This window comes from Niveibacterium sp. 24ML, assembly GCF_026586805.1.
GTDB lineage: Bacteria > Pseudomonadota > Gammaproteobacteria > Burkholderiales > Rhodocyclaceae > Niveibacterium.
Genome location: NZ_JAPFHA010000016.1, coordinates 55,644 through 80,556 on the forward strand (window position 1 = coordinate 55,644; position 24,913 = coordinate 80,556).

The 24,913-nt window shown below is 61.9% G+C and carries 21 protein-coding genes; 3 read left to right on the plus strand and 18 right to left on the minus strand.

Translation table 11 applies throughout. The features are described 5' to 3' along the window. Positions 1 to 64: 64 nt before the first annotated feature. From zapE to OPU71_RS14080, 12 genes are all read right to left on the minus strand, one after another. Positions 65 to 1,177 (minus strand): cell division protein ZapE, encoded by a 1,113-nt coding sequence (zapE, locus tag OPU71_RS14025; protein WP_267728635.1) that lies wholly within the window; start codon positions 1,175 to 1,177, stop codon positions 65 to 67. A 73-nt stretch (positions 1,178 to 1,250) separates the two neighbouring features. After that, complete coding sequence (gene lpdA, locus OPU71_RS14030; protein ID WP_267728636.1) at positions 1,251 to 2,675, minus strand: dihydrolipoyl dehydrogenase; 1,425 nt, start codon at positions 2,673 to 2,675, stop codon at positions 1,251 to 1,253. A gap of 18 nt (positions 2,676 to 2,693) precedes the next feature. Beyond that, a complete protein-coding gene (locus tag OPU71_RS14035; protein WP_267728637.1) occupies positions 2,694 to 3,020 on the minus strand; it encodes a PspC domain-containing protein in 327 nt (108 codons plus the stop codon). A gap of 13 nt (positions 3,021 to 3,033) precedes the next feature. Continuing rightward, positions 3,034 to 4,278 carry a 2-oxoglutarate dehydrogenase complex dihydrolipoyllysine-residue succinyltransferase gene (gene odhB / locus OPU71_RS14040; RefSeq protein ID WP_267728638.1) on the minus strand — a complete coding sequence of 415 codons (1,245 nt, stop codon included), beginning with the start codon at positions 4,276 to 4,278 and terminating at the stop codon, positions 3,034 to 3,036. Between the two features lie 37 nt (positions 4,279 to 4,315). Continuing rightward, positions 4,316 to 7,162, minus strand: a complete 2,847-nt coding sequence (locus OPU71_RS14045; protein WP_267728639.1) for a 2-oxoglutarate dehydrogenase E1 component — start codon at positions 7,160 to 7,162, stop codon at positions 4,316 to 4,318. Positions 7,163 to 7,317: 155 nt separating this feature from the next. Further along, the gene (gltA, locus tag OPU71_RS14050; RefSeq protein ID WP_267728640.1) at positions 7,318 to 8,610 is read right to left on the minus strand and encodes a citrate synthase; all 1,293 of its coding nucleotides are present in this window, start codon (positions 8,608 to 8,610) and stop codon (positions 7,318 to 7,320) included. A gap of 54 nt (positions 8,611 to 8,664) precedes the next feature. Then, the gene (locus tag OPU71_RS14055) at positions 8,665 to 8,919 is read right to left on the minus strand and encodes a succinate dehydrogenase assembly factor 2 (protein WP_324256067.1); all 255 of its coding nucleotides are present in this window, start codon (positions 8,917 to 8,919) and stop codon (positions 8,665 to 8,667) included. Beyond that, complete coding sequence (locus OPU71_RS14060) at positions 8,909 to 9,604, minus strand: succinate dehydrogenase iron-sulfur subunit (RefSeq protein ID WP_267728682.1); 696 nt, start codon at positions 9,602 to 9,604, stop codon at positions 8,909 to 8,911. Before OPU71_RS14060 ends, OPU71_RS14055 begins: the two co-directional genes overlap by 11 nt. A 37-nt stretch (positions 9,605 to 9,641) precedes the next feature. After that, positions 9,642 to 11,414, minus strand: coding sequence for a succinate dehydrogenase flavoprotein subunit (gene sdhA / locus OPU71_RS14065; RefSeq protein WP_267728642.1), 1,773 nt, complete (start codon positions 11,412 to 11,414; stop codon positions 9,642 to 9,644). Further along, positions 11,415 to 11,762, minus strand: a complete 348-nt coding sequence (sdhD, locus tag OPU71_RS14070) for a succinate dehydrogenase, hydrophobic membrane anchor protein (protein ID WP_267728643.1) — start codon at positions 11,760 to 11,762, stop codon at positions 11,415 to 11,417. A 4-nt stretch (positions 11,763 to 11,766) separates the two neighbouring features. Beyond that, the gene (gene sdhC / locus OPU71_RS14075) at positions 11,767 to 12,162 is read right to left on the minus strand and encodes a succinate dehydrogenase, cytochrome b556 subunit (protein WP_267728644.1); all 396 of its coding nucleotides are present in this window, start codon (positions 12,160 to 12,162) and stop codon (positions 11,767 to 11,769) included. A 79-nt stretch (positions 12,163 to 12,241) separates the two neighbouring features. Beyond that, positions 12,242 to 12,970 (minus strand): GntR family transcriptional regulator, encoded by a 729-nt coding sequence (locus OPU71_RS14080; protein ID WP_267728645.1) that lies wholly within the window; start codon positions 12,968 to 12,970, stop codon positions 12,242 to 12,244. Positions 12,971 to 13,164: 194 nt separating this feature from the next. Between OPU71_RS14080 and OPU71_RS14085 the strand changes: the two genes are divergently transcribed. The 3 genes from OPU71_RS14085 to acnB are packed head-to-tail and all read left to right on the plus strand — an operon-like array spanning position 13,165 to position 17,884. Next, a complete protein-coding gene (locus OPU71_RS14085; protein ID WP_267728646.1) occupies positions 13,165 to 14,157 on the plus strand; it encodes a malate dehydrogenase in 993 nt (330 codons plus the stop codon). A gap of 19 nt (positions 14,158 to 14,176) precedes the next feature. After that, positions 14,177 to 15,247, plus strand: a complete 1,071-nt coding sequence (locus tag OPU71_RS14090; protein WP_267728647.1) for an HpcH/HpaI aldolase/citrate lyase family protein — start codon at positions 14,177 to 14,179, stop codon at positions 15,245 to 15,247. 45 nt (positions 15,248 to 15,292) lie between these two features. Further along, positions 15,293 to 17,884 carry a bifunctional aconitate hydratase 2/2-methylisocitrate dehydratase gene (gene acnB, locus OPU71_RS14095; protein WP_267728648.1) on the plus strand — a complete coding sequence of 864 codons (2,592 nt, stop codon included), beginning with the start codon at positions 15,293 to 15,295 and terminating at the stop codon, positions 17,882 to 17,884. A 219-nt stretch (positions 17,885 to 18,103) separates the two neighbouring features. Here acnB and OPU71_RS14100 read toward each other — a convergent pair whose 3' ends face one another. The 6 genes from OPU71_RS14100 to OPU71_RS14125 form a co-directional block, all read right to left on the minus strand. Next, the gene (locus OPU71_RS14100; protein ID WP_267728649.1) at positions 18,104 to 19,408 is read right to left on the minus strand and encodes a CaiB/BaiF CoA transferase family protein; all 1,305 of its coding nucleotides are present in this window, start codon (positions 19,406 to 19,408) and stop codon (positions 18,104 to 18,106) included. A gap of 51 nt (positions 19,409 to 19,459) precedes the next feature. Next, on the minus strand, positions 19,460 to 20,500 hold the full coding sequence (gene pstS / locus OPU71_RS14105; protein WP_267728650.1) for a phosphate ABC transporter substrate-binding protein PstS: 1,041 nt from the start codon (positions 20,498 to 20,500) through the stop codon (positions 19,460 to 19,462). A 47-nt stretch (positions 20,501 to 20,547) separates the two neighbouring features. Beyond that, the gene (locus tag OPU71_RS14110) at positions 20,548 to 21,570 is read right to left on the minus strand and encodes a sulfate ABC transporter substrate-binding protein (RefSeq protein WP_267728651.1); all 1,023 of its coding nucleotides are present in this window, start codon (positions 21,568 to 21,570) and stop codon (positions 20,548 to 20,550) included. A gap of 65 nt (positions 21,571 to 21,635) precedes the next feature. After that, positions 21,636 to 22,082: a chemotaxis protein CheX gene (locus OPU71_RS14115; RefSeq protein WP_267728652.1), complete on the minus strand. Its 447-nt coding sequence runs from the start codon at positions 22,080 to 22,082 to the stop codon at positions 21,636 to 21,638. A 1-nt stretch (position 22,083) separates the two neighbouring features. Continuing rightward, positions 22,084 to 22,452, minus strand: a complete 369-nt coding sequence (locus tag OPU71_RS14120; protein WP_267728653.1) for a response regulator — start codon at positions 22,450 to 22,452, stop codon at positions 22,084 to 22,086. After that, positions 22,452 to 24,599, minus strand: a complete 2,148-nt coding sequence (locus OPU71_RS14125) for an ATP-binding protein (RefSeq protein ID WP_267728654.1) — start codon at positions 24,597 to 24,599, stop codon at positions 22,452 to 22,454. The genes OPU71_RS14120 and OPU71_RS14125 overlap by 1 nt, the downstream gene beginning before the upstream one ends. Positions 24,600 to 24,913 lie beyond the last annotated feature (314 nt).

Here is a 24,913-nt window from a genome sequence, read left to right on the forward strand (position 1 = left end):
GAACGGCGGCGGCGGTGGTCGGCGATCTTAGCACGCTGACCGGCCGGCCACGCCCGCGCCCGCCCTAGACCGGGCGATGGCGCTCCATGAGATAGTCGCGCGAGCGCATTTCGATCAAGCGCGATACGGTTCGCGGAAATTCCTGCGCGTTCGGCCCCTCGCGATAGAGATCGTAGGCATCCGCGGCGGCACTGATGATCAGCTTGACGCGGCAGTCGTACAGCACGTCGACGAGCCAGGTAAAGCGCCGTGCCTCGTTACCCTGTTCCCGCGTCATCACCGGAACATCGGAAAGGAACAGCGTGTGGTAACGCCGCGCCAGTTCAAGGTAGTCGTTCTGTGAGCGTGGGCCACCGCAAAGGGTCGCAAAATCGAACCAGATTGCGCCGTCATGCAGGCGGACGGCCGGGATCGCGCGATCAAGCAACGCAATCTGCCCGGCGAGGCCCTTGGCGCCCGCAATTTGCTTGAATTCGTCTGCCAGTTGCTGGTCTGCCTCTGGCCCGGCGGGCACGATGTAGATGTTCATTCGTTCCAGCGCCCGCAAACGGTAGTCGGTACCGTGATCCACCTCCAGCACATCAAAGCGGCGTTTGATCAGGTCAATCGTCGGCAGGAAATTCTGGCGTTGGAGACCGTTGGGGTACAAGCCATCGGGCGGGTAATTCGATGTCATGACGAAGACCAGGCCGCGCTCGAACAAGGCATCAAGCAGCCGGCCAAGCATCATCGCATCAGCGATATCCGATACGTGGAACTCGTCAAAGCACAGCAAACGGGTTTGCCGGGCAATGCGCTCAGCCACGCGCAATAGCGGGTCCGGTTCGTCCTTGAGGCTGCGCAGTGACTCGTGGACCTCGCGCATGAAGGCATGAAAGTGCACGCGGCGCTTGCGCTGGTACGGCACGGCATCGAAGAAGCAGTCCATGATGAAGCTCTTGCCCCGCCCGACGCCGCCCCAAAGGTAGACACTCCGGGGGGGATGCGGATTGAAGAGCATCTTGCGGATACGGGTTCGACGCACCGACTTGAAAGTCAGCAGATCGGTGTAGAGCGCTTGCAGGCGCGCAATGGCATTGCGCTGCGCGACGTCCGCCTTGTAACCCCGTGCCTTGAGCAAGGTTTCGTAGGAATCGCGGACGCCAAACTCCGGTACGTTCAGGGTGCGGTGCGGCATGAGTTACAGAGAGAAAATGAAAACGGCCGTTCAGGGTCGATAGACCTGTGAACGGCCGTTTGGTTGCCCGGCTTTAGAAGTGCAGCGAACGCTTACCCACCGCCAATGCGGCTTCGTGCATGACTTCAGACAAGGTTGGGTGTGCGTGGCAAATCCGCGCCATGTCTTCAGAAGAAGCACCGAACTCCATTGCCACAACCGCCTCGGCGATCAACTCCGAGGCGTTGGTGCCAATGATGTGCGCGCCGAGGATCTGGTCGGTTTCGGCATGTGCAAGGATCTTGACGAAGCCGGTGGTATCGCCCTGGCCAAGCGCACGACCGTTCGCCATGAACGGAATCTGCCCCGCCTTGAAGGGGATGCCGGCGCCCTTGAGTTCCTGCTCGGTGCGACCGACCCACGCGATTTCCGGCTGCGTGTAGATGACCCAGGGAATCGCGTCGTAGTTGCAGTGCCCCGCCTGACCGGCGATGCACTCGGCCACCATGACCCCCTCTTCCATACCCTTGTGGGCCAGCATCGGGCCGCGCACCGCATCGCCCACCGCCCAGACATTGCGCAGGTTGGCCGAGCAATGGTTATCGACATCGATGCGACCACGCTCGTCGAGCTTCAAGCCGACCGCCGCGGCGTTCAGGCCATCGGTGTTCGGCGTGCGGCCGACCGCCACCACCAGCTTGTCGCATTCGAGGATCTGGTCGCCCTCGTCGTTCTCGTACTTGATGGCGACGCCCGACGCGCTGGTGACCACTTCCTTGATGTGCACGCCCAGATGGATCTTCAAGCCCTGTTTGTTGGTGAAGATCTTCCAAGCCTCCTTGGCCACTGCATGGTCCGCAGCGGCAAGGAAATCCGGCGCCGCTTCAAGAATGGTGACCTCGGAACCAAGCCGCTTCCACACGCTGCCCATTTCCAGGCCGATCACACCTGCGCCAATCACGCCCAAGCGCTTGGGCACTGCCTCGGTCTTGAGGGCGCCTTCGTTGTCGACGATGTGAACATTGTCGACCGGCACACCCGGCAAGTGCCGCGCGCGCGAACCGGTGGCGACGACGACATGCTTGGCGATGACATCGGCCTCGCCAACCTTCATCTTCCACATGCCCCCCGCATCCGCCACAAAACTGCCGTGACCCGGCAGGAAGGTGACCTTGTACTTCTTGAACAGGCCTTTGATGCCCTGGGTGAGTTGCGTGACGATGTTGTCCTTGCGGCGGATCATCGAGGGAACGTCGATCGACACGCCCTCAACCTTGATCCCATGCATCACGAAGGCATGCGTTGCGTGATCATAGAGTTCGGACGAATGCAGCAGCGCCTTCGACGGCACGCAGCCAACGTTCAGGCAGGTACCACCAAGGCGCGGTTCACCCTTGGGATCGGCATACGGATTGGATTCGCAGCAGGCCGTCTTCAGCCCCAGTTGCGCCGCGCGGATTGCCGCCACATAGCCGGCAGGACCGCCGCCGATCACCAGTACATCGAATTCTTGAGCCATTGAGCGCTCCGATCTTGATTACCCGGCGTTCTCGTCGGGTACGAATATCCAGCAGAGGAGGTAGGCCAGCACGCCCACCCCGCCAAAGAGGGCCATCAACACCCACAGCAGCCGCCAGATCCAGGATTCCACGCCGGTCATGCGGGCGATGCCACCACACACGCCACCAAGCCAACGATCATCGCGCGAGCGGCGCAAGCCGTTGATCGCCGCGGAACTGACGGACGTGCCCGCCGCCGATGGTTCGCGCAGAAGGCGCGCCTTTGCAGCACCAAACTCGTCCTCGGACAAGGCACCAGACTCCTTGAGTTGGTGCAGCTTCGCGATTTCATCGGCAACGGACATAGGGTGTCTCCGGTTAGATTTCCAGCAGCAGACGTGCCGGATCCTCCAGTGCGTCCTTCATGGTGACAAGACCCAGCACTGCCTCACGGCCGTCAATGATCCGGTGATCGTACGACATCGCAAGATAGTTGATCGGGCGAATCACAACCTGACCATTCTCGACCACCGGGCGATCCTTCGTGGCGTGGATGCCGAGAATTGCGGACTGCGGCGGGTTGATGATCGGCGTTGAAAGCATCGAGCCGAAGATGCCGCCGTTCGAGATCGAGAACGTGCCGCCGGTCAGCTCTTCAAGCGAGAGCTTGCCATCGCGCGCCTTGGCACCGAACTCGGCGATCTTCTTCTCGATGTCCGCCAGGGTCATCTGATCTGCGTTGCGCAGGATCGGCACCACCAGGCCACGCGGCGAGCCCACCGCGATACCAATGTCGAAATAGCCGTGATAGACAATGTCACTGCCGTCGACCGAGGCGTTGAGCACCGGGTACTTCTTCAGTGCCGCCACGGCGGCTTTGACGAAGAAGGACATGAAGCCGAGCTTGACGCCGTGCTCCTTCTCGAACTTCTCCTGGTATTTCTTGCGCATTTCCATCACCGGCGCCATGTTGACCTCGTTGAACGTGGTCAGGATGGCGTTGGTGGCTTGCGATTGCAGCAGGCGCTCGGCCACGCGTGCGCGCAGACGGCTCATCGGCACGCGCTGCTCGGGTCGGTCTGCCAGAACGGCTTCAACCGCCACCGGCATTGGCGGCTGCGGCAGTGCCGATGCCGTGGCGCCAACAGCCGGCAGGCTGGCCGGTGCAGCCGGTGCCTTGGTGACCGTATGGGTTGCCGAACCCATTGCATCGGACTTCGTCACGCGCCCGCCAGGGCCGGTGCCTTGGACCGATGCGGGATCGACCCCTTTTTCCGCAAGGATCTTGCGGGCAGCCGGGCCCATGCCGGGCGCCGCCTGCGCGGCAGGAGCGGCCGCGGCGGCAACCGGCGCAGTGGCCACCGGCGCCGATGCGCCAGCCGTTGCCTCGGTGTCGATATGCGCAATGATGTCGCCGCTGGCGACGCTCGATCCATTGCCCAGCACGATCTTGACCAGCACGCCGGCGGCCGGCGCCGGGGTTTCGAGCACCACCTTGTCGGTCTCGATGTCGATCAGGTTTTCATCGCGGGCAACCGCTTCGCCCTCTTTCTTGTGCCAGCTCACCAGCGTCGCTTCAGACACCGATTCGGAGAGCTGCGGGACTTTTACTTCGATCAGCATTTTGTGTTTCCCTCTTTGTTCGTTCAGACGCGCGAGCTCAGCGGCTCGGAGCGACGTCCTGATTCAGTTCGCCGAATGCGCCTTCGATCACGGCCTTCTGCTGCACCTGATGCTTGGCGTAGTAACCGACCGCCGGCGAAGCCGAGGCCGGGCGGCTGACGAGGTGGAGGTGGTGGTTCTTGCCCAGCGAACGCGCAAGGTGCTGACGGGAAACAACCCAGTACCAGGCACCCTGGTTGCGCGGCTCCTCCTGACACCACACGACTTCCTTCGCTTGCGGGAACTTCGCCAGCTCCTCAGCGAAAGCCTCATTCGGGAAGGGATACAACTGTTCGATACGCACCAGCGCCGTATCCTTGATGCCCTTGGCACGGCGCTCGGCGAGCAGCTCGTAGTAGATCTTGCCCGAGCACAGTACGACACGCGTCACCTGATCGGCCTCAAGCGGATCGACCTCGCCGATCACCGTGCGGAACTGGCCTTCTGCCAGTTCTTCCAGCGTCGAGACCGCATCCTTGTGCCGCAGCAGCGACTTGGGTGTCATCACAACCAGGGGCTTGCGCAGTTTGCGCACCATCTGGCGGCGCAGCAGATGGAAGATCTGCGATGGCGTTGTCGGCACACAGACCTGCCAGTTGTTCTCGGCGCACAACTGCATGTAGCGCTCAAGGCGTGCCGAAGAGTGCTCTGGCCCCTGCCCCTCGTAGCCATGCGGCAGCAGCATCGTGATGCCTGACAAGCGGCCCCACTTTGCCTCGCCGGAGCTGATGAACTGGTCGACCACGACCTGCGCACCATTGGCGAAGTCGCCGAACTGGCCTTCCCACACCACCAGGTGGTTTGGTTCGGCGGTGGCAAAACCGTACTCGAAAGCGAGCACCGCGTTTTCCGACAGCACCGAGTCGATCACGGTGAAGGGCGCCTGGTTTTCCTGGATATGGTGCAGCGGCGTATAGATGCCGGCGTCCCACACTTCGCGGTTCTGGTCGTGCAACACCGCGTGACGGTGGAAGAAGGTGCCGCGGCCTGCATCCTGGCCGGAGAGGCGCACCCCGAAACCTTCGGCAACCAGGGACGCGTAAGCGAGGTTCTCGCCCATGCCCCAGTCGAGGGGGATCTTCCCTTCGCCCATTGCAACGCGATCTTCGATGATCTTGGCGACACGCGACTGCAGCGTGATCGTGCTCGGCACGGCCGTCAGGCGCTGCGAGAGGCGACGCAGTTCAGCAATCGGCACCGAGGTATCGCAGTCGTCGGTGTATTCCTTCTTCAGGAAGGGCGACCAGTCTTGTGCGAATTTGCGGGTGTAGCCGGAAAGCACCGGGTTGTAGAGCAGCTCACCGCGGTCGAGCGCGGCGCGGTACTCGGTAATCATGCCGTCCGGCTCAGCCGGACTGCAAACCCCCAGACCGACAAGGCGATCCGCGTACAGTTTGCGCGAACCCGGATGTGCGTTGACCTTCTTGTACATCAGAGGCTGCGTGACCATCGGCTCGTCTTGCTCGTTGTGGCCAAGCTTGCGATAACAGACGATGTCGACGACGACATCCTTCTTGAAGGTCTGGCGGAACTCCACCGCGATCTGGCACACCATGGCCACCGCTTCGGGGTCGTCGCCGTTGACGTGGAAGATCGGCGCTTCGACCATCTTGAACACGTCGGTGCAGTAGAGGGAGGAGCGCAGATCGCGCGGATCGGAGGTCGTGAAACCGATCTGGTTGTTGATGACGATGTGGATCGTGCCACCGGTGCCGAACCCCCGCGTCTGCGAGAAGTTCAGCATTTCCTGGTTTACGCCCTGCCCCGCCACCGCGGCGTCGCCGTGGATCAGCACCGGCATTGCGAAGAGCTTTTCTGCTTCGGTGCGGCGCTGCTGGCGCGCATAGACCGAGCCCTCGACCACCGGATTGACGATCTCAAGGTGTGAAGGGTTGAAGGCCAGGGTCAGGTGCACCGGGCCGCCCGGCGTGCTGACGTCGGACGAGAAACCCATGTGGTACTTCACATCGCCGGCCGACAGATCGGCCGCGTGCTTGCCCTCGAACTCCGAGAACAGCATCGCCGGCTGCTTGCCCAGCGTGTTCACCAGCACGTTGAGGCGGCCACGGTGGGCCATGCCGATAACGATCTCCTGAACACCGGCAGAGCCGGCGTGGTTGATGATCGTGTCCATAGCGACGATGGCCGATTCACCGCCTTCGAGCGAGAAACGCTTCTGGCCGACGTAACGGGTGTGCAGATATTTCTCAAGCGTCTCGGCAGCCGTCATGCGTTCGAGAATCCGCTTCTTCTGCTCAACCGTGAAGTTGGCACGGCCGCGATTCGGTTCGAGCTTGCTCTGGATCCAGCGCTTCTGGCCGATGTCCGAGAGGTACATGTATTCGGTGGCAATGGTGCTGCAGTAGGTTTCGCGCACCGATTCGAGGATTTCGCGCAGCGTTGCCTGCTGCCCACCGGGGAAGTGGAATGATCCGGTGTTGAACTGCTGGCTCAGATCAGCTTCGGTGAACCCGTAGAAGGACGGCTCCAGCTCCGCGATCTGCGGACGCTCCTGACGCTTGAGCGGATCGATCTGTGCCCAACGGTTACCGAGGAAGCGGTAAGCGTTGATCATCTGCAGCACGCCGATCTGACGCTTGTCGGCAATGCCGACCGCCGAATTTGCAAGCTTGTTCTGCTTCGCCATCTGGGCGAATGAGGCGATCACCGGCGCGTGGGCGACGTCGCGTGCGGCTGCGCCCGGCATGTTCTGCAGGGCATCGAAGTAATCTCGCCACTGCTCGGAAACACTGGCCGGGTTATCGAGGTAGGACTCGTAGAGTTCCTCGATGAACGGCGCATTGCTCCCGAACAGGTAGGAGTTGCCCAAAAACTGTCTCATCATTGGAGCCACCTGTCTCTCTGCGGGTAAAAAAAACACGCCGCTCAGCGATCCGGCGGAAGCCACTCACACCGGAAAAAACGGGACGGGGAGGCTCTCCCCCCAGATTGCCAACCCGTCCCGCGGTCAAACGCTGTTGCGACGTGCCTGTTGCCAACTTAACGGAGCGCGATCGGGGTGACGTCGCGCCGTGCCGCCCCAACATACAGTTGGCGCGGACGGCCAATCTTGTAGTCGGCGTCGGTGAGCATTTCCTCCCATTGGCTCATCCAGCCAACGGTACGTGCCAGGGCGAAAATGCAGGTGAACATCGAAGTCGGGATTCCCAGCGCACTCTGAACGATGCCGGAGTAGAAATCGACGTTCGGGTAAAGCTTCTTCTCGACGAAGTACGGATCTTCCAGCGCAATGCGCTCAAGCTCCATCGCCAGCTTGAAGAGCTTGCTGTCGTGCAAGCCCAGTTCATGCAGCACTTCGTGACAGGTCTCGCGCATCAGCTTGGCGCGCGGGTCGTAGTTCTTGTAGACGCGATGGCCAAAGCCCATCAGCTTGAAGGAATCGTTCTTGTCCTTCGCACGCTTGATGTATTCACCCACACGCGAGACATCGCCGATTTCTTCGAGCATGTTCAGGCACGCCTCGTTCGCGCCGCCGTGCGCCGGGCCCCACAGGCAGGCAATACCGGCCGAGATGCACGCAAACGGGTTGGCACCCGAAGAGCCGGCCAGACGCACGGTGGAGGTCGAGGCGTTCTGTTCGTGATCGGCATGCAGGATCAGGATGCGGTCAAGCGCCTTGGCCAGCACCGGGTTCGGCACGTACTTCTCGCACGGCGTACCGAACATCATGTGCATGAAGTTTTCGGTGTAGTCGAGGTCGTTGCGCGGGTACATGAACGGCTCGCCAACCGAGTACTTGTAGGCCATCGCGACGATAGTCGGCATCTTGGCGACGATGCGGTGAAAGGACACCGTGCGGTGCTCCTGATCCGAGAAATCCTGCGCGTCGTGATAGAAGGCGGACAGCGCGCCAACCACCCCCACACACACCGCCATCGGGTGAGCATCACGGCGGAAGCCCTGGTAGAAGCGCGTCAGCTGCTCATGCACCATCGTGTGGCGCTGAATCGATTTGACGAAGGATTCCTTCTGCTTGACGGTCGGCAGCTCGCCTTCACGCAACAGGAACGCGGTTTCAAGGAAGTCGCACTTCTCAGCCAGCTGTTCGATCGGATAACCGCGATAGAGCAGCTCCCCCTTGTCGCCGTCGATGAAGGTGATCTTCGATTGGCAACTTGCAGTCGACAGGAAACCTGGGTCGAAGGTGAAGTCGCCGGTCGAGCCGTACAGCTTCCGAATGTCGATGACATCTGGCCCATGAACGCCAGACATGATCGGAAACTCGACGGTCTTTCCATCGATGGTCAGCGTTGCGGTGCGCGGAGTCGTCATAGTTCGTCCCTTCAGTACCTGTGGATTGCAAAAAACCGTGGCAGGCCGTTTCCGTCAGCTCTGACGTATCCCGGCGATCAAGTGCTTCCATTCCTCGACCGGGCACGCTTCCCGGCCGCTTACCCAGCTCCACAGAACGATATCGTCCGTGGTGAGCATGTCGAGCAAGGTTTCCAGCTCGGCATCGCTCAGGGCATCCAGACTCTTTTCGTAGTATCGCGTGAAAAAAATGTCGAGTTCCAGCAAGCCTCTGCGGCTGCGCCACTTGACTCGTTCTTTCAGCGCGCTCGTCACTGGTTCAGACCGCACGACGAACCATCATGTCCTTGATCTTGCCGATCGCGCGCGTCGGGTTCAGATTCTTCGGACAAACATCAACGCAGTTCATGATGGTATGGCAACGGAACAGGCGATACGGGTCTTCAAGGTTATCGAGCCGTTCGTTGGTAGCCTGATCGCGGGTGTCGGCAATGAAGCGGTAGGCCGCCAGCAAGCCTGCCGGGCCCACGAACTTGTCCGGGTTCCACCAGAACGACGGACACGACGTGGAGCAGCTTGCGCACAGGATGCACTCGTAGAGCCCGTTGAGCTCCTCGCGATCTTCAGGCGACTGCAGGCGCTCACGTTCGGGCGCCGGGTCGTTGTTGATGACGTAAGGCTTGATCGAGTGGTACTGCTTGAAGAACTGGGTCATATCCACGATCAGGTCGCGGATCACCGGCAAACCGGGCAGCGGACGCAACTGAACCGGTTCTTTGAGCGAGGCGATGTCGGTCAGGCAAGCAAGGCCGTTCTTGCCGTTGATGTTCATCGCATCCGAACCGCATACGCCTTCACGGCATGAGCGGCGGAACGAGATCGAATCATCCTTGGCCTTGAGCTTGACCAGCACATCGAGCAACTTGCGATCGGTCGCGTCGACTTCGATCGACACGTCCTGCATGTACGGCGCGGCATCTTTGTCCGGGTCGTAACGGTAGATCTGGAACTTCATAGTACGGTTTGCCACGCGTGGTTCCTCCGATGGCAGATCAGTACGCGCGCTTCTTGAGCGCGATGGTGTCGACGGTCAGCGGCTTCATCACCACCGGCTTGTAGTCAATGCGATTGGCGTCGCGATGCCACAGCGTGTGCTTGAGCCAGTTCGCATCATCACGGCCATCCGGCGTCTCCGGCGAGTCGACCGCATCGTCGCGCACATGCGCGCCGCGCGATTCGGTGCGGTTGTTCGCCGAGATCATCGTCGCCTTGGCCACTTCGATCAGGTTCTCAAGCTCCAGCGCTTCAATTCGCGCGGTGTTGAAGACCTTGGACTTGTCCTTGATCTCGGTTTTCTGCACCAGTTTTTCGACTTCAAGAATCTTCTCGACGCCTGCCGCAAGCATGTCCTTGAAACGGAACACACCGCAGTGCTTCTGCATCGTCTGCTGCATCAGGGCACGCACGTCGTGCACGTCGCTGCCGCCCTTCTGCGAATCAAGCCGTTCAACACGTGCCACGGCGCGGTCGATCTGATCCTGCGGAATCTCTTGCAGCGCAGCACCTTCGCCCTTGATGAAATCGACCATCGTTTCGCCCGAGCTCTTGCCGAACACCAGCAAATCGAGCAGCGAGTTCGTCCCCAGGCGATTGGCGCCGTGCACCGATGCGCAGGCACACTCGCCCGCCGCGTAGAAGCCGGGCACCACACCGCCATCAACGACCACTTCGCCGCGATAGTTGGTGGGGATGCCCCCCATCTGGTAGTGGCACGTCGGCACCACCGGGATCGGCGCGCGGATCGGATCGACGTTGGCGAACTGGATCGAGATCTCGCGGATGCCGGGCAGGCGCTTGTTGATGACGTCCGGATCAAGGTGCGTGATGTCCAGCAGCACATGATCCTTGTTCGGGCCACAACCACGACCTTCATTGATCTCGGTGACCATTGCACGGGAAACAACGTCACGCGAGGCAAGGTCCTTCGCGTTCGGCGCATAGCGCTCCATGAAGCGCTCGCCCGACGCATTACGCAGGATGCCGCCTTCGCCACGCACGCCTTCGGTAATCAGCACGCCCGCGCCGGCCACGCCAGTCGGGTGGAACTGCCAGAACTCCATGTCTTCAAGCGGAATGCCAGCACGTGCCGCCATGCCCAGGCCATCACCGGTATTGATGAAGGCGTTGGTGGACGAAGCGAAGATGCGCCCCGCGCCACCGGTTGCGAACAAGGTAGCCTTGGCCTGGAAAACCACGATCTCCGAGGTTTCCATTTCCATCGCGATGACACCCAACACACGGCCATCCGGCGCGCGCAGCAGGTCGAGCGCCATCCATTCAACGAAGAACTGGGTGTTCGCGCGCACGTTGCGCTGATACAGCGCATGCAGCATCGCGTGGCCAGTGCGGTCAGCCGCAGCGCAAGCGCGGCGCACCGGCTTGTCGCCAAAGTTCGACATGTGGCCGCCGAAGGGGCGCTGATAGATCTTGCCCTCATCGGTACGATCAAAGGGCATGCCGTAGTGTTCAAGCTCGACCACCACTTCCGGCGCCTTGCGGCACATGAACTCGATCGCGTCCTGGTCGCCCAGCCAGTCCGACCCCTTCACGGTGTCGTACATATGCCAGTGCCAGTGATCCGGCTCAGAGTTACCCAGGGATGCCGATACCCCACCCTGCGCCGCCACCGTGTGCGAGCGGGTCGGGAACACCTTGGACAGCACCGCCGTCTTGAGGCCAGCTTCGGAGAGCTGGATCGCGGCACGCATGCCGGCGCCACCTGCGCCAACAATCACCGCATCAAACGTACGCTTAGCGACTTTCACTTACAGCCTCCAGAGAATTTGGGCTGCCCAGCCGGCATAGCCGATCAGCAGGAACGCAACGACCGAGTGCAGCGCGAGGCGCAAGCCCACCGGCTTGATGTAGTCCATCAACACGTCGCGAATGCCAACCCACGCATGGAAGAAGAGCGCGAGCCAGAACAGGAAGGTGGCAAAACGCATGAAGCCGCTGCTGAACATGGCACGCCAAGCGTCCGCCGAGAATTCCGGCATGCAGAACAGGCTGACGACAAAGATCACGGTATAGAGCGCCATCACGGTGGCGGTCACGCGCTGGGCAATCCAGTCACGCAGGCCGTAGTGGGCGCCAACGACGATTCGGTTTTGCATGGCTTTATCCCAGGAAGATCTTGGCGCCGATCAGCAGCGTCAACGTCAGGCTCACCACCAGTACCGCGCCGGCCGTCTTGCGCGCCGTGGGCAGATCGAGCCCCTTGTGGATATCGAGCATCAGGAAACGGATGCCGGCACAGAAATGATGCAAATAAGCCCAGAGCAGCCCGAACAGCACCAGCTTGACCAGCGGATTGCCGAGTACCGACTTGGCCTGCGCCACGGCCTCCGGGCCGCCGACACTTGCACCAAACAGCCAGAGCAAGACCGGCATCATCAAGAACAATCCAACGCCGCTGACGCGATGCAGGATCGAAACAAAACCCGGCAGCGGCAAACGGATCGTCTTCAGATCCAGATGCTTGGGCCGCGGCTTCTTCAGTGTTGTGTCAGACATACATCACCTTTCACTTGCGCGAGCGCCGAACGCCCGCTTTTTCGCGCCCGCCGCCGACCCAGTCCGGCCGGCAACGACCTCAACTCAATTCGTTCAGATAGTAGTGATCAGCCGTCGAGTACAGGCCGCGGCGCCATTCAACCGGTTTGTCGCCATAAGTACATGCAACACGTTCAACCGACAGCAACGGCGTTCCCTCGGCCACGCCAAGCGTTTCAGCAACGGAACGGTCGGCCGATACGGCGCGGATCTTTTCGCGGGCATGCAGCATCCGCACGCCGAATCGCGACTCGAACAGGCCGTAGATCGAGCCCTGCCAGTCGCGCAGCATTTCGATATTCAAACCGGTAAAGACTTCGCCGGGCAGATAGATCTCGTCCACGACGATCGGCTTGTCGTCGTGTTTGAGCACACGCCGCACGATGATGATCGAGGCAGACAACTCGATACCGAGATTGCGCGCAGCTTCAGGCCCAGCCTTCGCACGCCAGCAATCGAGCGGTTCGCTTTTGAGCGCAACGATTTCGCCATTCAGCGGCGTCAGGCGCAGAAAGCGGAACAACGCGCGAGGGTCCGCATGCGACGCAACAAAGGTGCCCTTCCCCTGGCGCCGCACTAGCAGGTTGTCCGCTGCCAACTCGTCGATCGCCTTGCGGACAGTACCCTGACTGACCTGAAAACGAACCGCGAGCTCCTGCTCACTCGGAATCGCTTGACTAGGTCGCCACTCTCCCGACTCAAGCGCCTTAATCATGAGGCTCTTGATCTGACGGTAAAGCGGACTGAAGGTGGGCGGCAGATTCACCATGGATCGAATTCAAGCACAGAATTTCGAGTGTGTCTATAATGCATCTCCTGTCTTATATAAGACATTAGTTAGCTTTTGACACTCTCGGATTTCTGGCCTACGATGATAGCCACGTTGCCGCCGGCGAGCGCCGCGGCGCCCTATTTCGTTCGCGCGCAGGTCCGCGCTCTCCAGCATAGATAAAGGAGTCACACATGGCCAAAACTCCCGTTCGCGTCACCGTCACCGGTGCCGCCGGTCAGATCGGTTACAGCCTGCTGTTCCGCATCGCGTCGGGCGAGATGCTCGGCAAGGATCAGCCGGTCATCCTGCAACTGCTGGACCTGCCGCAGGCACAGAAGGCCGTCAAGGGCGTGATGATGGAACTGGAGGACTGCGCCTTCCCGCTGCTCGCGGGCATGATCGCCACCGACGACCCGGCCGTTGCCTTCAAGGACACACAGGTTGCACTGCTGGTGGGCGCCCGCCCGCGTGGCCCGGGCATGGAGCGCAAGGATCTGCTGACCGAGAACGCCAAGATCTTCACCGTTCAGGGCGCAGCCATCGGCCAGTATGCCGACCCGAACGTCAAGGTGCTGGTGGTAGGCAACCCCTGCAATACCAACGCTTACATCGCCAAGGCAACCGCCACCAAGTTCGGCCGCGTCAAGCCGGGCAACTTCACCGCCATGCTGCGTCTGGACCACAACCGTGCGCTCTCGCAGCTGGCCGCCAAATCCGGCCGTGATGTGTCCAGCCTCAAAAGCCTGGTGGTCTGGGGCAATCACTCGCCGACGATGTACGCCGACTACCGCTATGTCACCTCGAACGGCGACAAGGTCAAGGACCTGATCAACGACGAGGCCTGGAACCGCGACACCTTCCTGCCCACCGTCGGCAAGCGCGGCGCCGCCATCATCGAAGCGCGCGGGCTGTCGTCCGCCGCATCGGCTGCGAACGCCGCAATCGACCACATCCGCGACTGGGTGCTGGGCTCGAATGGCGAATGGGTCACCATGGGCATTCCGTCCGATGGCTCCTACGGCATCCCGGAAGGCATCATCTACGGCTTCCCGGTCACCACCGCGAACGGCGAATACAAGATCGTGCAAGGTCTTGAGATCGACGAGTTCTCACGTGACCGCATGAACTTCACGCTCAAGGAACTCGAAGAAGAGCGTGCCGGCGTGGCTGACCTGCTGGCCTAACGCGGACGGCATCGGGCCCATGAACAATGCTCGCCCCGAGCTCCACCGCGGCGCTGCGGCGGACCGGTCGCCAGGCGGCGATCGCGCGGGCGCGCTCCTGCATCCCGATGCCGTGCTCTTCGCCGGTAGCCGCCCGCTACCGGCGATCCCCGCAGTCGATCACTACTGCGGCACAGAAAAGAACATGCGCAAGGCAATCGCCTTGCAGCAGCAACTTGGTCCTGTTTTCGACATCACGCTCGATTGCGAAGACGGCGCACCGGCCGGCGCAGAACGCGCCCATGCCGAACTCTGCGGCAGCCTGATCGCCAGCAACGACAACCGCCACGGCCGCATCGGCGCCCGCATCCACGATGTCACCCATCCAAGTTGGCACGACGACCTTGAGATCATTCTCGGCCGCGCGGCAGACCGGATTGCATTCCTCACCGTACCCAAGGCACGCGGCGCAGCGGATATCGAAACCGCGCTCGCCGCCCTGCGCAATATGGAATCGCGGCTCGGCCTCAAGCGTGAGATTCCGCTGCATGCGCTGGTCGAAACCCACGGCGCGCTGCGCCAGGCCTGGCAAATCGCTGCCCTGCCCGGCATCGAATCGCTCGATTTCGGCTTGATGGATTTCGTCTCTGAACACCACGGCGCCATCCCCGGCAGCGCGATGCGCTCGCCCGGTCAGTTTCAGCACCCGATGGTGATTCGCGCCAAGTGCGAAGTCGTGGCTGCCGCAATCGCCCACGGCGTGATACCCACGCATAACGTCACCACCGTGCTGGACGACGCCACCGTCGCCTTCGACGATGCGCGGCGCGCCCGCAATGATTTTGGCTACCTGCGCATGTGGAGCATTCACCCGGCGCAGATCGAACCGATCCTGCAAGGCATGCGCCCCGCCGCCGACGAAGTGACCGAAGCCGCCGGCATAGTTTGTGCTGCACAGGACGCCGACTGGGGGCCGATCCGTGTCGGCGCCCGGCTGCATGATCGCGGCTCGTTCCGCCACTACTGGAATTTGCTCGTGCGCGCCCGGTCTACCGGAATGACGCTGCCCACCGAGGCCGAGCTCCGTTTCTTCACCCCCAAACCCAATTGAACGCTTGGCTCACGCCAATCTGATCGCAACCCGGAGGACAACACCGTGCTAGAAGCCTACCGCCAACACGCTGCAGAACGCGCCGCCCTAGGAATCCCGCCGCTTGCGCTGGATGCCAAGCAAACGGCCGACTTGATCGAACTCATCAAGAACCCGCCGGCGGGCGAAGAATCCTTCCTGGTCGATCTGATCACCCACCGCGTACCGCCCGGCGTGGATGACGCCGCGAAGGTCAAGGCGAGCTTCCTTGCCGCCGTCGCACACGGCGACATCCAGGTCGGGCTGATCTCCAAGGCCAAAGCGACCGAGCTGCTCGGCACCATGGTCGGTGGCTACAACGTCAAACCGCTGATTGATCTGCTAGACGATGCGGAAGTCGCCGCGGTGGCCGCCGAGGGCCTTAAGAAGACACTGCTGATGTTCGACTTCTTCCACGACGTCGCCGAGAAGGCGAAGGCCGGCAACGCCAAGGCCAAGGAAGTGATCCAGAGCTGGGCCGATGCCGAGTGGTTCACTACCCGCCCGGAAGTCGAGAAGAAGATCACCGTCACCGTGTTCAAGGTGCCGGGCGAAACCAACACCGACGATCTGTCACCGGCGCCGGACGCCTGGAGCCGCCCCGACATCCCGCTGCACTACCTCGCGATGCTCAAGAACACCCGCGAAGGCGCAGCGTTCAAGCCGGAGGAAGACGGCAAACGCGGGCCGATGCAGTTCATTGAAGACCTGAAGAAGAAGGGCCATCTGGTCGCCTATGTGGGCGATGTGGTCGGCACCGGCTCGTCGCGCAAATCCGCCACCAACTCGGTGATCTGGGCCACCGGCCAGGACATCCCGTTTGTGCCGAACAAGCGCTTCGGCGGCGTCACCCTCGGCGGCAAGATCGCCCCGATCTTCTTCAACACGCAGGAAGACTCCGGCTCGCTGCCAATCGAAGTCGACGTCACCAAGCTCGAGATGGGCGACGTGGTCGACATCCTGCCGTACGACGGCAAGATCCTGAAGAACGGCGAGACGGTAGCCGAGTTCAAGCTCAAGTCCGATGTGCTGTTCGACGAAGTGCGCGCCGGCGGCCGTATCAACCTGATCATCGGCCGCTCCCTGACCGGCAAGGCACGCGAGTTCCTCGGCCTTGGCGCCTCGACGCTGTTCCGTCTGCCGAAGGCCCCGGCCGAGACCAAGGCGGGCTTCACGTTGGCGCAAAAGATGGTTGGCCGCGCGGTTGGCCTGCCGGAAGGCCAGGGCGTGCGCCCCGGCACATACTGCGAACCGAAGATGACCACCGTCGGCTCGCAGGACACCACCGGCCCGATGACCCGCGACGAGCTGAAGGACCTCGCCTGCCTCGGTTTCTCTGCGGACCTGGTGATGCAGTCCTTCTGCCATACCGCGGCCTACCCCAAGCCGGTGGACGTAAAAACCCATCGCGAACTGCCCGCCTTCATCAGCAGCCGCGGCGGCGTTTCGCTGCGCCCGGGTGACGGCGTGATCCACAGCTGGCTCAACCGCCTGCTGCTGCCTGATACCGTGGGCACCGGCGGCGACTCGCACACCCGCTTCCCGATCGGCATCTCCTTCCCGGCTGGCTCCGGACTCGTGGCCTTCGGTGCTGCCACCGGCGTGATGCCGCTGGACATGCCGGAATCGGTACTGGTGCGCTTCAAGGGCACGATGCAGCCGGGCATCACCCTGCGCGATCTGGTGCACGCGATTCCGCTGTACGCAATCAAGGCGGGCCTGCTGACCGTTGCCAAGGCGGGCAAGAAGAACGTGTTCTCCGGCCGCATCCTGGAGATCGAAGGTCTGCCCGATCTGAAGGTCGAGCAAGCGTTTGAACTCTCTGACGCGTCGGCCGAACGTTCGGCTGCCGGCTGCACAGTCAAACTGAACAAGGAACCGATCATCGAGTACCTCAACAGCAACATCGTGCTGATGAAGAACATGATCGCCGACGGCTACCAGGACGCCCGCACGCTGGCGCGGCGCATTGAAAAGGTCGAAGCCTGGCTCGCCAATCCGAGCCTGCTTGAAGCCGACAACGATGCCGAATACGCCGCCGTAATCGAGATCGACCTGAACGAGCTGACCGAGCCGGTGCTGTGCTGCCCGAACGACCCGGACGATGCGAAGCTGCTCTCCGAAGTGGCCGGCGCCAAGATCGACGAAGTGTTCATCGGCTCTTGCATGACCAACATCGGCCACTTCCGTGCCGCATCCAAGCTACTGGAAGGCAAGCGTGACATCCCGGTGAAGCTGTGGATTGCACCGCCGACCAAGATGGACGCCGCCGAGCTAACCAAGGAAGGCCACTACGGCGTTTTCGGCACCGCCGGCGCACGCACCGAAATGCCGGGCTGCTCACTGTGCATGGGCAACCAGGCACAGGTGCGTGAGGGTGCGACGGTGGTCTCCACCTCAACCCGCAACTTCCCCAACCGCCTGGGCAAGAACACCAACGTGTATCTGGCCTCGGCGGAGCTGGCGGCGATTGCGTCCAAGCTCGGCCGCATCCCGACCGTTGCCGAGTACGCCACCGACATGGGCGTGATCAACGCGGACGGCAGCAAGATCTACAAGTACATGAACTTCGACCAGATCGCCGAGTACCAGGAAGTTGCCAAGGGCGTCACCGCCTGAGTCACTTCACCGCAGCATCAAAACGCCCCGCCCCGTAAGGTGCGGGGCGTTTTTGTTTGCCAGATGCGCCGCGCGCGTTCACGCCAAGCAAACAAGCTCACCCCAAGCACAGCGCCACAGCCCAGGCGGATTTGAAGATTCTTCAGGCGACTATTGCCGGCCTGCATGGCGGGGTCGATTCAGCGCGCGGCCCCCAAGCCCGGCGGGGAGTATCGCGGCTCAGATCACCCCGTCGCGCGATAGTTCGGCCAGAGCATCAGCCTGTTTGCCAAGCAGGCGGCCGAGCAGTTCCTGCGTATCAGCCCCCAGACCGGGCGGCGCCTTGCGGTAGGTCGGCGGCGTGCGGGACATGCGTATCGGGCTCGCAACCAGCGATACCTTTCCTGATGCAGGATGGGCCATCTCGATCTTCATGCCGCGATGGCACACCTGCGGGTCTTGAAACACCTTGCCGATGTCATTGATCGGACCACAAGGCACCGATGCCGCTTCAAGCGCGGCGATCCATTCTGCAGTGGTGCGCGTGCGGGTAAGTTCATGCACAAGCGGTATCAATATGCCACGGTGCTTGACGCGTGCAGCGTTCGTACCGAAGCGGGGGTCGGCCACCCAGTCGGTTCCCGCCTCGATGCAAAAGCGTGCGAACTGCGCGTCGTTACCCACGGCAAGGATCATGTGCCCATCGGCGGTGGGGCAAGCATCGTAGGGGACGATGTTCGGATGGGCGTTGCCAAGCCGCGCCGGCGTCTTGCCGCTGGTAAGGTAGTTGAGCGCCTGATTGGCGAGCGCGGCGACCTGCACATCCAGCATGCCAAGATCGATGTATTGCCCTTCCCCGCTGCGTTCTCGCCAGGCAAGCGCGGCGAGGATTGCATTGCTTGCGTACAGGCCGGTCATGACGTCGACCAGCGCAACGCCGGCCTTGGCGGGTGTGCCATCGGGCGCGCCGGTAATGCTCATCAGGCCCCCCATGCCCTGGATCAGGAAGTCATACCCGCTGCGCTCGGCGTATGGCCCATCCTGCCCGAAGCCGGTGATCGAGCAATAGATCAGGCGGGGATTGATTGCCGCCAGTGTGGCGTAGTCCAGCCCGTATCGCGCCAGCGTGCCAACCTTGAAGTTTTCGACCAGCACATCGGACTGCGCGGCAAGATCCCGCACCAGTGCCTGCCCTGCCGGGCGGGTGAAGTCGATGGTGACGGACTCCTTGTTGCGGTTGGCACTCAGGTAGTAGGCCGAGACGTCGGTGTCGGTGCCCTCGGGGCACTTGACCCACGGCGGGCCATACGCGCGGGTGTCATCACCATTGCCGGGGCGTTCGATCTTGATCACCTCAGCCCCGAGGTCACCCAGCAACTGGGTTGCCCACGGGCCCGCGAGCACGCGCGAGAGGTCCAGCACGCGAACGTGCGACAGCGCACCGCTGGGCGCAAGCGGCGCGGCCGCCTTCACGCCGCTTGCCGGTTTGCGGCGGCTTGGCTTTCGACCCAGCTGCACATGGCTTGCATCGCTCGTTGCCAGCATGACGTTACCCCTCGTGTCATCGAAGACGGACTGTGGCTGCGTGCAGCCAGCCTACTGGACGCTGGCGATGGTCTTGCCGGACGGATCCCTGATGCTCTCCCAGGCGCCCTTGATCTGCGAGGCGGTGGCGTTGGGCAGGGGCACATAGCCACCTTCGAGCGCGATCTTTGCGCCGTTGGCGTAAGACCATTCGAAGAACTTCACCACCGCGGCGGCCTGCGGCAGCTTGTCGGTTTTGCGCTGGAGCAGAATGAAGCTCGCGCCGGCAATTGGCCACGCATCGGGCGAGGGCTGATCACTGAGCACCTCGCCATAGCCGGTCTTGGCCCATTCGGCGCTCTGCGCGGCGGCAGAAAGGCTCTTCTCGTCGGGCTGAACGAACGCCCCACTGCGGTTCTGCATGCTCACGTACGCCAGCTGGTTGGCGCGCGCATAGCCATACTCAACATAGCCAATCGCGCCCGGCAGGCGTTTGACGAAGTTCGCCACCCCTTCATCCCCCTTGCCGCCCAGCCCGACCGGCCACTGCACGGCGGTCCCGGTGCCAATGTTGTCGCGCCACTCGGGGCTTGCTTTGCTCAAGTAGTGCGTCAGCAAAAATGAGACGCCGGCGCCATCGTCACGACGCACGACCACGATCGACATCGCCGGCAGCGAGACGCCGGGGTTGAGATCCTTGATGCGGCTGTCGTCCCACCGGGTAAGCCGGCCGCGGAAGATGTCCGCCAGCAAGGGGCCGCTCAGGCGTAATTCGCCGGGCTTCACATCGGGCAGGTTCACGAAGGGCACGGCAGCCCCCACCAGCACCGGAAACTGCACAAGGCCGCGTTTTTCCAGTTCGGACTCGGTCAGCGGAATGTCCGACGCACCGAAGTCCACACTCTTGGCGCTGACCTCCTTGACGCCGCCGCCAGAGCCGATCGACTGGTAGTTGATGGTGTTACCGCTGGCCTTGCCGTAGGCCGCAGCCCATTTGAGGTAGACCGCCCGCGGTGACGATGCCCCCGCACCGGTCACTTCGGCGGCATGCAGGGTAAGCGGCACGAGTGCCGCCACGCCAAGAAGCAGGCAGCTGCGCAGGATCCCGTTCATTTCTGATTCCTTCCTGTTCCGTTCTTGAGAGGTCGGTGCAGTGCCGCTCACGATGCATTCCTGAAGGGGTCGTACACCTGATCGAGTACACCGCCATCGGTGAAGTGATCCTTGAAGGCCTGCCCCCAACTGCCAAAGACCTGATCAACACGGAAGAGCGTCAGTGGCTTGAATCGATTGGCGTATTTCTCGGCGAGCGCACGGTCTGAGGGGCGGTAGTTGTACTTGACCAGCAGCTCCTGCGCTTCGGCGGAGTAGAGGTAGTTGAGGTAGGCATCGGCGAGCTTGCGTGTGCCGCGCTTGTCCACCATCTTGTCGATCATCGCCACCGGCGGTTCGGCCACGATCGACATGCTGGGCACCACGATCTCGTACTCATCCGGCGCGGCAGCCACAATCTGCATGGCTTCGCTTTCCCAGGTGATCATCGCGTCACCGATCTTGCCCTTGGTGAAGGCGGTGTTGGCGCCGCGCGCCGTGTATTCAAGCACCCGGTTGTTGCCATACAGGCGCTTGAGGAACAGCTTCGCGCTGGCATCGTTGCCCCCCGGCTGCTTGAGCGCATAGCCATAGGCGGCAAGGTGCCCCCAGCGCGCAATGCCGGAGCTCTTGGGGTTGGAGGTCACCACGTTGATGCCCCAGCGGACCAGATCGTCCCAGTCCTTGATCTGCCGCGGGTTGCCGCGTCGCACGAGGAATACGACGGTTGAGGTAAAGGGCGAGGAGTGATTGCTGAGGCGGCCCTGCCAGTCGGCTGGCAGCAGGCCGCTGGCGGCAATCTTGTCAATGTCCAGCGACACCGCCAGCGTCACCACGTCGGCCTCTTCACCGTTGCGGATGCGCGCCACCTGGTTGGTGGATTGGGCGTGCGTCTGCTTGATCGTCACCGCCTCGCCGGTCTTGCCACGCCAGTAGCGCGTGAAGGCGGCGTTGTACTCCTGGAACATCTCCTGGTTGATGTTCGACGACGCATTGATCAGCGTCGTGCCAGCCTGCGCGGGCAGGCAGGCGAACAGACAGATCGCCGCTCCCATCCGCAGTGCATTCACCGTATTGGACCACCGTGTCATTGCAAACCTCCTTGGTACTGCCCGATTGCCAGCGCCCTTGCCACCGCCCTGCCCCTGGCCCGGCGCTACTGCAGACTCACCACCAGTGCGGCTTCGAACTTGTGCCAGCGCAAGGGCAGGATGTAGGCCTTCACGCTGCGCGGCACCTGGATCGCACGCGCATTGCCCGACACCACCACCGGCACCGAAATCATGAAGTCCGGCCCGAAGTAGCGTCGTGCATTGCCGGAAATGGTGTTGGCCACCTCGCCGACCAGATCGCTGAGGTTGTTGTCGGAAACATCCGACTCGCCCACATGCAGCAGCAGTTGTCGCAGCAGATCGCGATGGGCCGTCACATACACGCAGCCCTGCCGCTCACCCGAAATGCCGATCACCCCGGTGAAGTCGTAAATCGGTAGCGAGCTGGCGTCGCCCAGGTAAGGGCTGCCAACATCGGGCGCCTTGCCAGTCTGCTTTTCGAAGTACTGGCTGACGATGTCGATGAATACGCGGAGTTGTTGCTCGTCCATGTCAGTCGTCTCCCAGCAGCTCTTCGATTGCCTCGGTCAGGTCGGCCTCCGAGAAGGGCTTGCAGAGAAATCCCTGCGCCCCCTCCTTGAGGGCCTGGATTGCGGTTGATTTGTCGGCCAGTGCCGACACCACCAGGATGCGGATGCCCGGATTGATCTTTCGCAACGCGCGGATGCACTCCAGCCCGTCCATGCGCGGCATGGTCAGATCCATCGTGACCACGTCGGGCTTGTGGGTGGTGAAGAGCTTCACTGCGTCTTCCCCGTTGCTCGCCGAGGCAACCACTTCCATGTTGTGCTGCGAGAGCGTGCGGTTGATCTTGCTGCGGATGATGTTCGAGTCATCCACGATCATCAGCTTGAGCGCCATCAGGCTACCTCCTTGATGCGGTCGGGCATGTTGGTGTCGTTCGGCTCGGCCTTCACCGGCAACTGCACGCGGAAGTGGCAGTACTCGCCCGAGGTCGTGCCGATCCGGATGCGCCCACCGAGGCGACTGATCATTTCTTTCACAGCATCGAGGCCAACGCCACGGCCGGCGTCCTCGTCCACCTCGTCCCGCGTCGAGAGCCCTGGCTCGAAGATCATCAGCGTCAGCGCACGCGCATCCAGACCTTTGGCAACTTCAGGCGAGATTCGCCCCTTGCGTACTGCGGCGAGGCGGATCTTCTCCGGGTTGATGCCACGGCCATCGTCGCGGAAGCTCAATTCGATGGTTCCATCACCCTGATCCGACACGTACACCGACAGGTGGCCCGACTCGGACTTGCCGCGCTTTTTACGGTCCGCCGGCGCTTCAACGCCGTGCACCACTGCGTTACGGATGAATTGATTGACCGAGGTATTGACCGCTTCGCGCAGCTGCGACGACAGCCCATCAACATCCAGCCCCTGATAGGTGAGCTCAACCTGTTTGCCCAGCCGCTTCGCCAGTTGCTGGGCAAAGCCACGCCACTGGCGCACGAAGGGCTGCGCGGCAATCTCGGGGTCGTGCGCCGGCTTTGGCGGTTCAACGCTGACGACGCCACGGACCTGCCCGATGCGGGCAATCACATCCTGGATCGCGTTGACTTCGGCATACAGACCCTTTACCCGGACCGCCACCGGCAGCAAGTCTTCGCTGCTGCGCCGCGTCTGTGCGCGCAGTTCCTGCAAGACAGATTCGAACGCATGCATCGACTGCGATACCGCTTCAAGGTTGAGCGCCGCCGCGTCGCCCTTGAGGCGGTGGGCAATACGCAGCATGGCGTCGATCCGGGGTGTCGACACGCCGGTAGTCGGGCTTGCGGTACGCAGATCTTCGTTGATCTGGTTCAGGCCATCGCTGGCGTGACGCAGGAAGTCCTGCAACTGGCGCGGATCGGCCTGAAGGATATGCACCATCATGCCCATCTGATCCTGCACCCGGCGCTCGCTGTCCTTGAGCTCACGCTCGAGCTTCACCCGGCGGGTGATGTCGTTTGCGGTGACCAGCAGATGTGTCACCTTCTCTGCCTGCAACACGCGGTTGAAGCGGATCTGCAGGAAGCGCGATTCCAGCGCGCCGTTCGCACGTACCGCGCTGATCTCGATGCAATCAAGCGGGTTGAGGCTTGCGACCAGTTTTTCCTTCACGTCGTGGCGCAGCAGCAGTTCGATGTATTCCTTGGTGGTGTCATAGGTCTTGGGCGTGACCAAGGGCTTGAGCAGATCAAGGAAGTTCTCACCCCCCTTGGCTTCAACACCAAGAATTTTCGACAGTGCCTGCGAGGTTTGCGAACCCATGCGGAATTCTGGGTCGAGCAGGAACAGCCCCTCTTGCGTGGTGCGCAGGATGTCTTCGGTTTCGCGCTGGGCGCGTTCAACCGCGCTATCGCTCTTGCGAAGCTGGCCGAGGAAGCTGTAGAGAATGAAGGCGAAGTTCACCAGTGCGGCCGCCATGCCCGCCATCTGCACCGCCCGCAGCTTGGCTGCCTTCGCGGCCGACAGTGCCTCAAGCCGGCTGGTGAGGATGTGCGAAGTACTCAAGAGGTTGAGGTTGTTCGGAATCAGCACCTGAAGCAGCGGGCCAACGTCCGGTCGATGCCCGTCTTTGGGCTGGTTGAGCGCCTGCACCTGCGCGTTGATCGGTTCCCAGAGATCCTTCACCAGGGCAAAGAGCGCCGCGGCCTGGGTATCTTGGCTAGGCGTCAGCGCGAGCTCTTCCGTCATGTCCGGCAGCTTCGCGCCACCGTCGAAGGTGGCGATGATCGCGTTGAAACGATCTGCGGTCGCGATCAGGTCCTTGACCTCGTTGAGGCTCGACTTGCCGCTGCTGTCGAAGGTGCCTTGCGTCGCGTCCTGATCGATCAGCAAGGCCGTCTTCGCGAGCTTCTGCACAAGGTAGCGGTGCTGACCTGCGAGGTTGATCGAGATCGCGTCGGCCGTCAGCTGCCGCGAGATCACAAATGTCATTGCAAGCACGCCAATGTCAAAAACAATGAACAGCGTGATCAGGATGACAATCGATCGGTACTTGCCCAGCCCCAGTTTAAGCATGTCGTTCGCCCCTCCATCAAGGCGGTGCCTACTTCGTGCAAACCGATTCCGGTGCTCACGCGAATACAGCCGCTTCTGCCCGACCGTGTCGCACCCCGTGCACGATGAACCGGATGAATTCCCATAATTCGTATCCGGACGCATTGGTCCGAATTGCTTAATTAATTCTTATGCGGGATTTCGTCACCAGTGTGCGCAAAGTTGAATTAACACGACGAACGGCAGCATTTCGCATGCGAACGGTATTGATCGGACAAACAACAAACCCGTAAAGCATATTTCATTGATGCGCTAGGCATAGTTGCTTTGCATTG